The 15191-nt window shown below is 32.7% G+C and carries 13 protein-coding genes; 5 read left to right on the top strand and 8 right to left on the bottom strand.

Features of this window, described 5'->3' with window-relative positions:
• Positions 1 to 239 precede the first annotated feature (239 nt).
• The 5 genes from thrS (at position 240) to N4A42_RS01365 (ending at position 6909) form a co-directional block, all read left to right on the top strand.
• Positions 240 to 2180, top strand: a complete 1941-nt coding sequence (gene thrS, locus N4A42_RS01385; protein WP_294068841.1) for a threonine--tRNA ligase — start codon at positions 240 to 242, stop codon at positions 2178 to 2180.
• Positions 2181 to 2216: 36 nt separating this feature from the next.
• The gene (gene infC / locus N4A42_RS01380) at positions 2217 to 2768 is read left to right on the top strand and encodes a translation initiation factor IF-3 (protein ID WP_294068843.1); all 552 of its coding nucleotides are present in this window, start codon (positions 2217 to 2219) and stop codon (positions 2766 to 2768) included.
• Between the two features lie 62 nt (positions 2769 to 2830).
• The gene (gene rpmI, locus N4A42_RS01375; protein WP_294068839.1) at positions 2831 to 3028 is read left to right on the top strand and encodes a 50S ribosomal protein L35; all 198 of its coding nucleotides are present in this window, start codon (positions 2831 to 2833) and stop codon (positions 3026 to 3028) included.
• A 133-nt stretch (positions 3029 to 3161) separates the two neighbouring features.
• Positions 3162 to 3506 (top strand): 50S ribosomal protein L20, encoded by a 345-nt coding sequence (gene rplT / locus N4A42_RS01370; RefSeq protein ID WP_073081329.1) that lies wholly within the window; start codon positions 3162 to 3164, stop codon positions 3504 to 3506.
• 154 nt (positions 3507 to 3660) lie between these two features.
• Positions 3661 to 6909 carry an amidohydrolase family protein gene (locus N4A42_RS01365; protein WP_294068835.1) on the top strand — a complete coding sequence of 1083 codons (3249 nt, stop codon included), beginning with the start codon at positions 3661 to 3663 and terminating at the stop codon, positions 6907 to 6909.
• Positions 6910 to 6935: 26 nt separating this feature from the next.
• Here the strand turns inward: N4A42_RS01365 and N4A42_RS01360 are convergent, their stop codons facing one another.
• The 8 genes from N4A42_RS01360 to N4A42_RS01325 form a co-directional block, all read right to left on the bottom strand.
• On the bottom strand, positions 6936 to 7358 hold the full coding sequence (locus N4A42_RS01360; RefSeq protein WP_294068833.1) for a secondary thiamine-phosphate synthase enzyme YjbQ: 423 nt from the start codon (positions 7356 to 7358) through the stop codon (positions 6936 to 6938).
• A gap of 160 nt (positions 7359 to 7518) precedes the next feature.
• On the bottom strand, positions 7519 to 8703 hold the full coding sequence (locus N4A42_RS01355; RefSeq protein ID WP_367172451.1) for an asparagine synthetase B: 1185 nt from the start codon (positions 8701 to 8703) through the stop codon (positions 7519 to 7521).
• Between the two features lie 153 nt (positions 8704 to 8856).
• Positions 8857 to 9897 (bottom strand): AI-2E family transporter, encoded by a 1041-nt coding sequence (locus N4A42_RS01350; RefSeq protein ID WP_294068829.1) that lies wholly within the window; start codon positions 9895 to 9897, stop codon positions 8857 to 8859.
• 73 nt (positions 9898 to 9970) lie between these two features.
• The gene (gene dnaB / locus N4A42_RS01345) at positions 9971 to 11500 is read right to left on the bottom strand and encodes a replicative DNA helicase (RefSeq protein ID WP_294068827.1); all 1530 of its coding nucleotides are present in this window, start codon (positions 11498 to 11500) and stop codon (positions 9971 to 9973) included.
• A gap of 168 nt (positions 11501 to 11668) precedes the next feature.
• Positions 11669 to 12622: an acetyl-CoA carboxylase carboxyltransferase subunit alpha gene (locus N4A42_RS01340; protein ID WP_294068826.1), complete on the bottom strand. Its 954-nt coding sequence runs from the start codon at positions 12620 to 12622 to the stop codon at positions 11669 to 11671.
• 184 nt (positions 12623 to 12806) lie between these two features.
• Positions 12807 to 13718 carry a DMT family transporter gene (locus tag N4A42_RS01335; protein WP_294068825.1) on the bottom strand — a complete coding sequence of 304 codons (912 nt, stop codon included), beginning with the start codon at positions 13716 to 13718 and terminating at the stop codon, positions 12807 to 12809.
• Positions 13705 to 14781 carry an LptF/LptG family permease gene (locus N4A42_RS01330; RefSeq protein ID WP_294068823.1) on the bottom strand — a complete coding sequence of 359 codons (1077 nt, stop codon included), beginning with the start codon at positions 14779 to 14781 and terminating at the stop codon, positions 13705 to 13707. The genes N4A42_RS01335 and N4A42_RS01330 overlap by 14 nt, the downstream gene beginning before the upstream one ends.
• Before the next feature lie 3 nt (positions 14782 to 14784).
• Positions 14785 to 15191, bottom strand: a 407-nt coding sequence (locus N4A42_RS01325) for a tRNA guanosine(34) transglycosylase Tgt (RefSeq protein WP_294068821.1), incomplete at its 5' end; no start/stop codon positions are given.

Raw genomic sequence — 15191 nt, 5'->3', positions numbered from 1 at the left:
TGGAAATGAACGTCTGCTTTTAATTACTGTTGCTCTTAAAAGCGGGTGCAAATATAGAACTACTTTCTTTATTCACAAGAACTTTTTTTGGTTTTTTTTAAAAGAAATAATTACACCTCTTATATACAGATGTTTACACTTAAAAAAAGTTTTAAACTCTTCATCTATATATTCGTTTTGTCCTTTATACATATTAGATATATCTTTGTGGACTAAAATTTATACTATATATATATATAATGATTAAAATTACTCTGCCTGATGGTTCTGTTAGATCTTTTAATAAAGATGTAACTCCTTATGAAGTGGCTGTGGACATAAGCGAAGGATTTGCTCGTAATGTTATCTCAGCAAAATTCAATGATTACGTTGTTGAAACCACCACTCCATTAACTACAGATGGTAGCCTAACCTTATATACATGGAGAGATGATAATGGTAAGAAAGCATTTTGGCATTCTTCTGCTCATGTATTAGCTCAAGCATTAGAGGAATTATATCCTGGTGTAAAACTTTGGGTAGGACCTGCAATTGAAAATGGTTTTTATTATGATGTTGATTTAGGAGATAAAACAATCTCAGAAAAAGACTTTAAATCAATAGAGAATAAAATGATAGAAATTGCCCGAGGAAAGCACGATTTTAAAATGCGTGAAATCTCAAAGGCAGATGCATTATCATACTATAAAGGTAACAATGAATACAAAGTAGATTTAATTGAGAACTTAGAAGACGGTACTATCAGTTTTTGTGATCATTCTACATTTACAGATTTATGCCGTGGTGGACATATACCTAATACAGGTATCATAAAGGCTGTAAAAATACTTAGTGTTGCTGGCGCATATTATAAAGGTGATGAAAACGAGAAACAACTAACAAGAGTTTATGGTATATCATTTCCAAAACAAAAAGAGCTTACTGAATATCTTCATTTATTAGAAGAAGCAAAAAAACGAGACCACAGAAAGTTAGGTAAAGAACTAGAACTATTTTCATTCTCTCAAAAAGTAGGACAAGGGCTTCCTTTATGGTTACCTAAAGGCGCAGCTTTAAGAGAACGTCTTGAAAATTTCTTAAAAGCAGCACAAAAAAAAGCTGGTTATGAAATGGTTGTAACACCACATATAGGTAATAAAGATTTATATGTAACATCTGGACATTTTGCTAAATATGGGGAGGATAGTTTTCAACCTATAAACACACCTGCTGAAGGAGAAGAATTCTTATTAAAGCCAATGAATTGCCCTCATCATTGTGAAATTTACAATCATAGACCTTACTCTTATAAGGAGCTACCAAAACGTTTTGCCGAATTTGGGACCGTATATAGATATGAGCAAAGTGGAGAATTACATGGACTAACACGTGTTAGAGGTTTTACTCAAGATGATGCACATATTTTCTGTACTCCAGACCAATTAGACTCAGAGTTTAAAGAAGTAATAGATTTAGTACTTTATGTTTTTGGATCTTTAGGTTTCGAAGATTTTACGGCTCAGGTTTCATTAAGAGATCCTGAAAATCCTGATAAATACATTGGAAGCAACGAAAATTGGGAGAAAGCAGAAAACGCAATCTTAAATGCTGCCAAAGATAAAGGTTTAAACTATGTTGTTGAAACTGGCGAAGCTGCTTTCTATGGACCAAAATTAGATTTTATGGTTAAAGATGCTCTAGGTCGTAAATGGCAATTAGGAACAATTCAAGTAGATTACAATCTTCCTGAACGATTTGATTTAACCTATAAAGGTAGTGACAATGAACTTCACAGACCAGTAATGATACACCGTGCACCATTTGGAAGTATGGAGCGTTTTGTTGCAATTTTGTTAGAACACACTGGTGGAAATTTCCCAATTTGGCTTATGCCAGAACAAGCTATTGTACTGTCTGTAAGTGAGAAATATGAAAAATACGCAGAAAAAGTTTTAAATTTGCTAGAAAATGACGAAATTCGCGCCCTCGCAGACAATAGAAATGAAACTGTAGGTAAGAAAATTCGTGAGGCAGAAATGCAGAAGTTTCCTTTCATAATTATTGTAGGTGAACAAGAAGAAAAAGACAATACTATATCTGTACGACAACATGGAGGCGAAGACCTTGGTACAATAAGTGTTGAAGAATTTTCAAAAATTATAAAAGAAAAAGTAAACGAAAGCCTAAAAACTTTCAAATAGATAATAACGTTTAATTAAAAATTATAAGCCATAGCAATACGTAGAAACAGAAGGAATTACAATAGACGAGAAGTCCAAGAGGATAAACATCGTATAAATTCTAAGATTAGATCTGAAGAAGTCAGAGTTGTAGGAGACAATGTTGAAGTAGGAGTTTATCCTATAAAAAAAGCGCTCGCAATGGCTGATGAACAAGGTTTAGATCTTGTTGAGATATCACCAAATGCTAAACCTCCTGTTTGTAAAGTAATGGATTATAAGAAATTTCTTTACGAACAAAAGAAGCGAGATAAAGCTTTAAAATCTAAAGCAACTAAAGTCGTTGTAAAAGAAATTCGTTTTGGTCCTCAAACTGATGATCATGATTACGAGTTTAAAAAGAAACATGCTACTAAATTCTTAAAAGATGGTGCTAAATTAAAAGCATTTGTATTCTTTAAAGGACGTTCAATAGTATTTAAAGAGCAAGGGCAAATCTTATTATTGAGATTAGCTCAAGACCTTGAAGAGTATGGTAAAGTAGAACAAATGCCTAAACTTGAAGGTAAGCGTATGATTATGTTCATTGCTCCTAAGAAAACAAAATAAAGCCACCTTTTAAAACTTTGGTGGATAACGATAAGCGAAACGTAAATTAAAACTAGGACAAAATGCCTAAAATGAAAACAAAATCGAGTGCTAAGAAACGTTTCAAACTAACTGGCACTGGTAAGATTAAAAGAAAGCACGCTTTTAAGAGTCATATATTGACAAAAAAATCTAAAAAGCGTAAGCTTGCGTTAACTCATGATACATTAGTACATAAGTCTGACGAGGATAATATTAAAACCTTATTACGTTTAAAGTAATAGCGTTTTAATCGGTTAAAACAAATTATAAACCCTGGAGTTAGGCCATTCGATTTTAGATTGTATAGTTACGATTTAATAGAAATGATTAAGAGCAATTTTTTGCCGCCTACTACAAAAAACAATTAAAGAAATGCCAAGATCAGTAAATTCAGTTGCAAAAAGAGCTAGAAGAAAAAAGGTTCTTAAGCAAGCAAAAGGATACTGGGGAAGACGTAAAAACGTTTGGACAGTAGCTAAAAACGCGGTTGACAAAGCGATGCAATACTCGTACAGAGACCGTAGAAACAAAAAAAGAACATTCCGCGCGTTATGGATTATGCGTATTAATGCAGGTGCAAGACAACATGGGATGAGCTATTCAAAATTTATGGGAAAATTAAAAGCTAACAATATTGAATTGAATCGTAAGGTTCTTGCAGATTTAGCTATGAATCACCCAGAAGCTTTTGAAGCTATAGTAAACAAAGTTAAGTAAGGCTTTTAGCCAAATTAATAACAACATTTCGCTTAAAAAAAATCCGATTCTAACGAATCGGATTTTTTATTGCCCAATTATTTACCATTACTTAGCTAGCATAACATTCATCAAATATCATTATCTTACAAATCTCATTTAAATTAAACCAACAATGAAGCATTCTATTTATAGTCTTGTCCTGATCTTACTTCTACCTATTACAATTATTGCACAAGAAAAAAAAGAAGATTGGAATGTTAATAATCCTAAAGGAAATTGGGATTTTACTGAATTAAAACTTAAAACAGATGAAGGCACTTGGATGAATCTTGATGTTAGTCCTGATGGTTCTAAAATTGTATTCGATCTTTTAGGTGATATATACATTATGAATGCTAAAGGTGGAAAAGCAAAAGTGCTTAGAGAAGGATTAGCTTTTGAAATTCAACCTCGTTTTAGCCCAAATGGTAAGCAAATCTCTTTTACAAGTGATGCTGGTGGCGGAGACAATATTTGGGTAATGGATATTGATGGTAATAATGCCAAACAAATCACTAAGGAAAATTTTAGGCTACTTAACAATGCTGTCTGGACACCAGATGGCGAATACTTAATTACCAGAAAACACTTTACATCTTCACGCTCTTTAGGTGCTGGAGAAATGTGGATGTACCATAAAACAGGTGGTATAGGATTGCAACTCACAAAAAGAAAAAACGACCAACAAGATGTTAATGAACCTTGCATTTCTCCAGATGGTAAGTATTTGTATTATAGCGAAGATGTTTATCCTGGAGGATTTTTTCAATATAACAAAGACCCTAATAGTCAAATCTATGTCATCAATAGATATGATTTAGACTCAGGTAAAATAGAACGTATTACAGGAGGTCCTGGAGGTGCTGCTCGTCCTCAAATTTCTAGAGATGGTAAAAAACTTGCATTTGTAAAGCGCATTAGAACTAAAAGCGTTTTGTTTATTCATGATTTGGAAACAGGAGAAGAATGGCCTATTTACGACCAACTGAATAAAGACCAACAAGAAGCTTGGGCTATTTTTGGCGTGTATACCAATTTTAATTGGATGCCTAATAATAATGACATTGTAATTTGGACTGGAGGTAAAATTAAAAAAATCAACATACAAACCCTTAATGTTGAAACCATTCCTTTTGAAGTTAACGCAAAAATAAAAATTGCAAAAGCTTTAGAATTTGAAACACCTGTTTCACCAAAAACATTTAATGCAAAAGTTATAAGACATGTAGCAACATCACCTGATGAAAAAACTATTGCCTTCAATGCACTTGGCTACATCTGGACAAAAGCCTTACCAAACGGAACACCAAAGCGCTTAACGTCTGGAACTGATTTTGAATTTGAACCCACGTTTTCACCAGATGGCAATACCATAACTTATGTGACATGGAATGATGAAAACCTTGGTGCTATTTATTCAATTCCTGTTACTGGCGGAACTTCAAAAAAACTCACAAACGATAAAGGGATTTACAGAACACCATCTTATTCGAAAGATGGACAACGCATTGTTTACAAAAAAGAAGGTGGTAATAATGATCAAGGTAGAACTTTTGCAAAAAAATCTGGCTTATATGTTATGAATTCTGATGGTAGTGGTTCTAAATTTATTATTTCTGAAGGTGATTTTCCACAATTCAATTCAAAAGATAATAGAATTATGTACCAAAAAGGAGGTTCTTATTTTGGTGCACTAACCAAAGAGTTTATTAGTGTTGACCTTAACGGAAAAGACAAAAAAACACTATTAAAGTCTAAACACGCTAATCGTTTACTACCAAGTCCTAACGGAAAATGGTTGGCTTTTCAGCATCTTCATAAAGTTTATCTGGCTCCAATGCCACAAACTGGGCAAACCATAGATATTACAAATGCATCTAAATATGTACCTATTGCACAAATCTCAAAAGATGCAGGAATTAATTTGCATTGGTCAAAAGATAGCAAAACCATTCATTGGTCTCTTGGTGAGGAATATTATTCTGCTTCGATAGAAACTAAAGAAGTTGTTGAAAATGGTATTAAGATAAATCTAACAGCAAAAACAGATGTCCCAAATGGTACTATTGCTCTTAAAGGGGCAACCATCATTACAATGAATGGAGATACAGTAATAGACAATGGTACCATAATAGTAGAAAATAATCGCATTAAAGCAATCGGTAAAAATTCTGAAATTTCAATTCCTACAAATGCAAAAACAATTGATGTTTCAGGCAAAACTATTATGCCAGGTATGGTTGATGCTCATGCTCACATTGGTGCGTTTAGATATGGATTAACAACTCAAAAGCATTGGCAATTTTATGCAAATTTAGCTTACGGAGTTACCACAGCTCACGATCCTTCAGCACATACCGAAACTGTTTTTGCACTTTCTGAACTACAAAAGGCAGGAGAACTTGTAGGACCACGACTCTACTCTACTGGCTTTATTTTATATGGAGCCGATGGTGACTTTAAGGCTGTAATTAATAATCTTGAAGATGCACGCAGCTCTATAAGACGTACTAAAGCTTTTGGTGCTTTATCAGTAAAAAGTTATAATCAACCACGACGCGAACAACGTCAGCAGGTTATTCAAGCAGCAAGAGAAGAAGGGATTTTTGTTGTTCCAGAAGGAGGTTCAACCTTTTACCATAATATGACCATGATTATGGATGGTCATACTGGAGTAGAGCACAATATACCTGTAGCTCCAGTTTATAAAGATGTTCTAGAACTTTGGGGAAAAAGTAAAACGGGTTACACACCAACACTTATTGTTAATTATGGAGGTGTAAATGGCGAATACTATTTTTATCAAAACAGTAAGGTTTGGGAAAAGGAAAAGTTATTAAAATACACACCAAGAGGCATTATTGATAGTAGGTCTCGCCATAGAAAAATGATACCACAAGAAGAATACGACAATGGTCATATTTTGGTTTCAAAAACTTGTAAAGCACTATCTGATAACGGAGTTAAAGTTAATCTTGGTGCGCATGGACAATTACAAGGTTTGGGTGCGCATTGGGAATTATGGATGCTACAACAAGGTGGAATGACCAATATGGAAGCCCTAAGAGCTGCTACCTTAAATGGTGCGGAATATATTGGAGCAAGCAAAGACATTGGCTCTTTAGAAGTTGGTAAACTTGCAGATTTGGTTGTAATGGATAAAAATCCTCTTGAAGATATCAGAAATTCTGAAAGTATTATTTATACCATGATTAATGGTAGATTATACGATACAGAAACTATGAACGAAATTGGAAATTCACCAAAAGAAAGAACCAAGTTTTACTGGGAAAACAACAAATATAATCAAGCATTTCCTTGGCATGAAGAAAGCCATAGTTTTACAAAATCTGGTTGTGGATGTCATTTAGGCAAACATTAATAATGTAATACCCAAAAAAGAGTCCACTAATTACCGTAAGCAGTAATGACAAGTCTTCTAGATCCACCATAATTTCGGTGCTCACATAAGTAAACACCTTGCCATATACCAAGGTTAAGGTTACCTTTTGTAATAGGAATTTGTACAGATATTCCCATTAAAGATGCTTTTATATGTGCAGGCATATCATCAGAACCTTCAAAAGTATGCTTATAATAGGGTTGATTTTCTGGCACCATAGTATTGATATGACTTTCAAAATCCTTTCTTACGGTTGGGTCTGCATTTTCATTTATAGTTAAACTTGCTGAAGTGTGCTTTATAAATACTTGCAATTGTCCTACATTAATCTCTTTAATTTCAGGTAAAGCGTTTAATATTTCTGTGGTTATTAAATGAAATCCTCTTGAATAGGGTTTAAGTTTTATTTCTGTTTGAAAAAAATACATTCAAAATTTATTTTAAAATCATCTGAAATTTCATCAAATGTATATTTAAATTCAACTTAATCTAATTAAACCAATCATTATTATTGTAGCCTTACATAAGTTTTGAAGTTACTTTTTTTAGTGAATAAACTATTCCATTTAAAACAACAAACCCAATCAATTATGTTTTCTGCTTCTTCTTTTTAGCAGCTGGAAACAATACATTGTTTAATATCAATCTATAACCTGGTGAAGTAGGATGCAAGTCTAGTTCTGTTTTTGGGTCGCCTACTCTATGGGTATAATCTTCAGGATCATGTCCACCATAAAAGGTGAAAAATCCTTTGCCTTTAATACCATGGATGTATTTGGCTTCTCCATTTGTACGATTCTCACCCATTACTAAGACATTAGATTTTATCTGATCTCTTGTAAAAGAAGTGGTTTGTCCCATAAAACCTTTAACTAATGAGGTATGATTTTGAGTTAACATTGTTGGAATTGGATCCCATTTTGCAGAATATTGCATTAAAGAAAAGTAATCTGTCTTAAAAGGGATCTGACGTTTTCGAGTCATATCTATAGAAGAAAACTCATAAATATTTGGGCTTCGTTCTAAAATGTAATCTTTAAAAGCAAAAGTTTTAGAAAAATCTATTTTATTCTGATAACCAGCATCACTTCCATCACCATCAAACATGGGTTCGCAAATATCTACATCTTCGGCTGATAGTGCAATATCAAAACTATCAGTTGCAGAACACATTGCAAACATAAACCCACCACCTACAACATAATCTCTAATTTTTAAGGCAACAGCCAACTTTGCATCAGATACCTTACTATAACCCAATTCTTCTGCAAGCGCTTCAGCATCTTTCTTTTCTTGTATATACCAAGCAGCGGAACGATAGGTTCTGTAAAACTTTCCGTATTGCCCTGTGAAATCCTCATGATGTAAATGCAACCAATCGTATAACAACAATTCATCATTTAAAACTTCCTTGTCGTATATTGTTTCGTAAGGAATTTCAGCATAAGTTAAAACCATAGTTACAGCATCGTCCCAAGGTTGCTTACCATAAGGTGTATAAACGGCAATTTTTGGTGCTTTTTCTAAAACTACTGCTTCTTGATTTACTGCTGGACTACTAATTTCTTCTAATATTTGTGCAGCTTTATTATCTGAAATTACTTCAAAAGACACACCTCTTATTTGACACTCGCGCTGAATAATTTCAGCATCTGGCAGCAAAAAAGAACCACCTCTGTAATTGAGTAACCAATTTACCTTTAGCTCTCGCTCTAGTGTCCAATAAGTAACTCCATAAGCTTTTAGATGATTTTCTTGAGACTCAGCATCCATAGGAATAAGAATATAGGATGCATAAGCATTAAAGCTCAAAAAAATTGTAAATAATATAAAAGTAATCTTTTTCAATTTCATTTTTAATTAAAACGAAATATACTTAAATTTTAGTCTATTGACTGGTACTTTATTATTCTTTTAAGAACTGATTTAGAATTTATCTATTGTAGTCTCATTTCCTGAGAGTAAACTCGCAATTAATTTTGTACTCGGAAACTGTTCTAGAATAATCTTTATAAAAACTGTTATTGGGATAGCCATAATTAATCCTGGAATTCCCCATAAAAATCCCCAAAACATCAGCATTACAAGTACTGCTATAATATTTATTGAAAAGGATTTTCCCATAAAAACAGGTTCTAAAATAGCACCAAACACCACTTGAACCATGGTAATAGCCAAGATAAAAAAGAACAATGTACTGGTTGGATCTAGCTCTACAAGTGCAAATATAGCTAGTGAAATTACAGCAATAAAAGAACCTACCATTTGCACAAAATTTATGGCAAAAGCAAATAAGCCCCAAAATATTGGGAAGCTGACATCAAAAAACACACACATTAATCCAGTAAATAAACCTGTTAAAGCACTTACCAAAAATTTCACCTTAATAAATTTTATAAGGTCTTTCTCAATTTTCATAAAGGCTTTTATAGAGGTATGTTTTTGCTTTAGAATAGTTGTATTAAGTAATTGATGTACATTTATTGATTCTGCTAACCATAAGACTGCAAAGAATATAGTCATTAACAAAGAGGTTAAAAAGGTTCTTAAAAAACCAATCGTAGATCCTAAGTTATCATTTTGCAGAAACTGAGCTATAATATTTTTGTCCTCACTAAACTCAATGCCAAAACTATCAGAAATATACGCTTTTAAAAATGTTATTTTTTCTTCTGCTTTTGGAATAAATTCAGAACGTGTTGCTAATATTTCTTTACTTGATAATTGTATGAGCTCTATACCTATCTTTAAACTTAAAGCAGCAATAAGAACTACAATAAGTATACTTGCTGTTTTTGGCACTTTTCTGCGTCCTAACCAACGCATAAGCGGTAAAAACAATAACGCAATAAACATAGAAAATGCTAATGGAATGAATATAAATGATAAAATCTTTAGCAGATAAAACACTAAAGGAATTACAATAATTAGCAACAATATATTTGTTGTACGTCTTTGGTCTAACATGAGGCAATTTTTCTTTTAAAAAGCGAAACGTAAAGATACATTAAAAAAGAAGTTAGCAAATTATAAATTGCTGTTAAAATGGAACTCCATCATCCTCAGGGCCACCAAAGGCATCTGAAGCAGAAGGAAAATTATCTGGTTTAAATGTGTCTTCGTTAGTTGCGTTCATTTTAGAATGAAACTCACCAAAAGGGGTATCAAAATCATCTAAATTATCGAACTTACCAAGATGACCGATGAACTTCAATCTAATATTTTCTAAACCACCATTTCTGTGCTTAGCAACAATAAACTCTCCTTGCCCTTCGGTTGGTGAGCGTTCTTCATCATCCCACTCATCTATCTTATAATATTCTGGTCTGTATATAAAAGATACGATATCTGCATCTTGCTCTATCGCACCAGACTCACGTAAATCTGATAGTAACGGACGCTTACTTCCACCACGTGTTTCAACAGCACGAGATAACTGCGATAATGCAATTACTGGTACATTAAGTTCTTTTGCTAAGGCTTTAAGGTTACGAGAAATCATAGATATTTCTTGCTCACGATTGCCACCTTTTTGGCTTCCACCTGCTGTCATTAATTGCAGGTAATCAATCATAATCACCTTAATATCGTACTGCGATTTTAAACGACGTGCCTTTGCTCTTAAATCGAAAATAGAAAGTGATGGTGTATCATCAATAAACAAAGGTGCTTTTTCTAAGGTCTTAACCTTTACATTAAGCTGCTCCCATTCGTGTTTTTCTAATTTTCCAGTTCTTAACTTTTCAGAAGATAAACCTGTTTCACTAGAAATTAAACGGGTTATTAATTGTACAGAAGACATCTCTAACGAGAAAAAAGCTACTGCATTATTAAAATCTACAGCAATATTTCTTGCCATAGTTAGCGTTAAAGCTGTTTTACCCATACCAGGACGTGCTGCAACAATAATTAAATCACTTGGTTGCCATCCTGAGGTTAGCTTGTCTAACTTATCAAAACCTGTTGGAATACCACTTAACCCTTCTTTATTAGAAATTTCTTCAATCTTTTTCTTAGCTTGAATTACCAAACTTTGAGCAGACTCGGTAGATTTTTTTACATTTCCTTGAGTTACTTCGTATAATTTAGCTTCAGCATTATCTAAAAGATCAAAAACATCTTTGGTTTCATCGTAAGCTTCTTCAATAATTTCGTTAGAAATTTTAATTAAACTTCGCTGAATAAATTTTTGTAAAATAATACGTGCATGAAACTCAATATGCGCAGAAGATGATACGCGTTGTGTTAAAGAAATAAGGTAAAAATCACCACCACTAACATCTAGCTTTTGATCTTTCTTAAGTTGACTAGAAACGGTTAATAAGTCTATTGGTTCACTGTTTTCAAATAATTTGAAAATTGCTTCGAAGATATGTTTGTGTGCTTCTTTATAAAACGCATCAGGACTTAAAATATCAATTACTTCATCTACACCCTTTTTATCAATCATCATAGCCCCCAACACAACCTCCTCTAAATCAATAGCTTGAGGCGGTATTTTTCCTTTTTCTAAACTTATTAGTGTGCTTTTATCTACTTTATAACCTTGTATTGGGTTGGGCTGCTTCATATGTGGTAAATGTAGCTAAACCTATTGAGTAATTTTATATTGCCTTGTTTACAATCTCAACAGGTAATTAACAATCTTGCTGTTAATAATTAATTTTTATTGTTAATAGCGCCAAAAAAAACCGAAGCGCAAACTTCAGTTTTTTTTTGTTGCCTATGTTTATTGGATTTAGTCTTTATAGACTCCCATTTCACTGTATTTATCCATACGCTTATCTACTAACTCTTTTGGTGATAAGTTTTTTAACTCGTCGTAAGTTTTTACAATAGCATCTCTTACTGCCAAAAATGTTTTTTCTCTATCAGTATGAGCTCCACCAAGTGGCTCTTTAATAATCTGATCTACAAGCTTCATTCGTTTCATATCCTTGGCAGTTAATTTTAAAGCCTCAGCAGCTTGCTCTTTATACTCCCAACTTCTCCATAAAATTGAAGAACAAGATTCTGGTGAAATTACCGAGTACCAAGTATTCTCTAGCATCATAACTTTATCTCCCACTCCAATTCCTAAAGCTCCACCAGATGCACCTTCACCAATTATAATGGTAATGATAGGCACTTTTAAACGGGTCATCTCTAAAATGTTTCTTGCAATTGCTTCGCCTTGACCTCTTTCTTCTGCTTCTAAACCAGGATAAGCACCAGGAGTATCTATTAAGGTAACCACAGGAATACCAAATTTTTCAGCAGATTTCATTAAACGTAATGCTTTACGATAACCTTCTGGATTAGACATTCCGAAATTACGATACTGTCTTGTTTTTGTATTATACCCTTTTTGCTGCCCTATAAACATGTAAGATTGATCACCAATTTTTCCTAAACCACCAATCATGGCCTTATCGTCTTTTACATTTCTATCTCCATGCAATTCTAAAAAAGAATCACCACAAAGCGCTTTAATATGGTCTAAGGTATAAGGTCTATTAGGATGACGAGACATCTGAACGCGTTGCCACGCAGTAAGATTTTTATAAATATCTTTCTTGGTCTCAGCTAGCTTTTTTTCTATCTGCTTACAGGTTTCCGTAACGTCTACATCACTCTCTTCGCCTATAATCTGACATTTTTCAAGCTGTTCTTCTAATTCTTTTATGGGTAATTCAAACTCTAAATATTCCATACAATTTGAAGTTAAATTTTTAGTTAGTTAAAGTTTACAAAACTACATATTCTAATTTACTTTTTATAAAAAAAACAAAAAAAGGCTCAAACCGAGTCTTAACTTTAGAAACTATAAAATTTATTGATTTATAACTTTTGAAATTGATAAGTTTGTTATTGCTTACTCTTTATTAAAAGCGCTATCAATTATCACTCTCATTTACTCTTTTATACTTTCTAACTTTATTGTTTTTAAACAAAGCGTCAAAAGCTACTGTTAATATTATTAAAACTGCACCAATATAAAATTGTGGTGACATTTTTTCTGTTTCCGGAAATAAAATCAATGCTAAAATAATACCATAAATAGGTTCTAAATTATAGCTTAAAATTACAGTAAACGGACTTATATAACGCATTACTTCTACTGCACCAATAAAAGCGTATGCTGTACAAACTGAAGCTAAAATAAGTATGTAAATCCAATCCATTTTTGAAAGCGTGAAAAACTCCACATCGAATTGAGTACCTGAAAAATATATGAACACGCTCAGAAAAAAAACACCACTTATAAACTCGTAAAAAGAGATTACAGTTGCATTATAACGTTCTATAAATTTACCATTTATAACCGCAAATAATGTTGAAAATAAAGCAGACAATAAGCCTAATATGATACCATTTATATAATTAAGCTCACTACTTGTAATTAAAAAGACACCTAATACAACAATAAGACCGAATAAAATCTCATAAACTAAAATGCGTCTTTTAAAAAAAAGAGGTTCTATAAATGAGGCAAAAAATGCACCTGAAGAAAACATTGCTAAAGTAATGGATACATTTGATTGCTTAATAGATTCAAAAAAAGTCACCCAATGCAATGCTATAATGATGCCAGCTGCTGAAAACTTTAAAATTGTTTTTTTACTAACCCTTATATTTAGCTTTATAATTTTTATGTAAATAAACATAAGAACAGCAGCAATCGCCATTCTATACCAAACAATTTCGCTAGCTCCTATAGTTATTTTTTTTCCTAAAATTGCAGTGAACCCAGCTATAAAAACCAGGAAATGTAAATGAAGATAATCCTTTAATCTAGCGTTTGGCATTCTGTAGAAGGTATACTGCTAAAATACCAAATATTATGTTGGGAAACCAAACTGCAATTATTGGAGGAAAATTTGACTGTGATGCCATAACCCCAAAAATTTTGTCAAAAAACACATAAACCATTGCAATAGCAATACCAAAAGCCAAATTAACTCCCATGCCACCTCTACGTTTTACCGATGACACTGCAACTGCTATAATGGTAAGTATAAAAATAGAAACTGGTAAACTCCATTTCTTTAGTTTCACAACCTCGTAACGACCAATATTAGGTGAGCCTCGCTTTTTTTCTGCTTCTATAAAATCTAGAAGCTCACCATAGGGTTTTGTTTCTGCAGCATAATTTACAGGTGTAAGATCTTCTAACTCAAAAGGTAAAATAGTATCTTTTCTTCTAACTTTTTCTATGGTTTCCACACCTTTATCAAAGGTTCTTTTTAAATAAGATGTTAATCTATAACTACTGTCTTTCTCAATAAACCTAATATTATCTGCAAATATTTTGTATTTCAGCTCGTTGCCTTCAAAATGTTCATAAGTGAAATTTTGACCTGTTTTACTCTTAGGCGAAAAACTACTAACATAGATATAATCGTTATCATTTATTTGCTGAAAGACATCTCTAGTCTTTTGAATCTTTTTATTCTTTTTAAGGTATTTATATTTAAACTCGTTAAATCCTTTACTTGCAATTGGTGCTAAGTACATTCCTAAAACCAAACCAACACTAGCAACAATAGTTGCACCAATTAAATATGGTCTTAAAAACCTTGAAAAAGAAACGCCTGAGCTTAAAAACGCTACAATCTCAGTATTATTTGCCAACTTAGAGGTAAACCATATAACCGATAAGAATAAAAAGAGTGGAAATAAAAGGTTAGCAAAGTAAACTGTAAAATCTATATAATAGGCAGTTACTTCTCCAAAGGGAGCTTTATTTTCTAATATCTTACCAACTTTTTCTGCAAGGTCTACTGTAATACCTATGGGTATAAACAGTAGTAACATCATAAGGAATGTTAATAGATAACGTTTTAGTATGTACCAATCTAAGATTTTCACCTACTATAATCTTTTATCCATTTGTTTTACCATTTTATCTTTCCATGTTCTAAAATCTCCAGCAATAATATGCTTTCTAGCTTCTCTTACAAGCCACAAATAAAATCCGAGATTATGAATTGTAGCAATTTGTTTACCCAACAATTCATTAACTGTAAATAAATGTTTTAAATAAGCCTTACTATAATCTGTATCTACATAGGTGATTCCCATCTCATCAATTGGAGAAAAATCATCAGCCCATTTCTTATTTTTAATGTTTATAGTACCATGTGCTGTAAATAACATTCCGTTTCTCGCATTACGTGTTGGCATTACACAATCAAACATATCTACACCTAACGCAATATTTTCTAATATATTGATTGGAGTACCAACTCCCATAAGATATCTTGGTTTATCTTCTGGTA

Source organism: Winogradskyella sp. (assembly GCF_025210595.1).
GTDB lineage: Bacteria > Bacteroidota > Bacteroidia > Flavobacteriales > Flavobacteriaceae > Winogradskyella.
The sequence above is the reverse complement of the archived record's forward strand: the minus strand, read 5'-3'. Positions and strand labels throughout refer to the sequence as shown.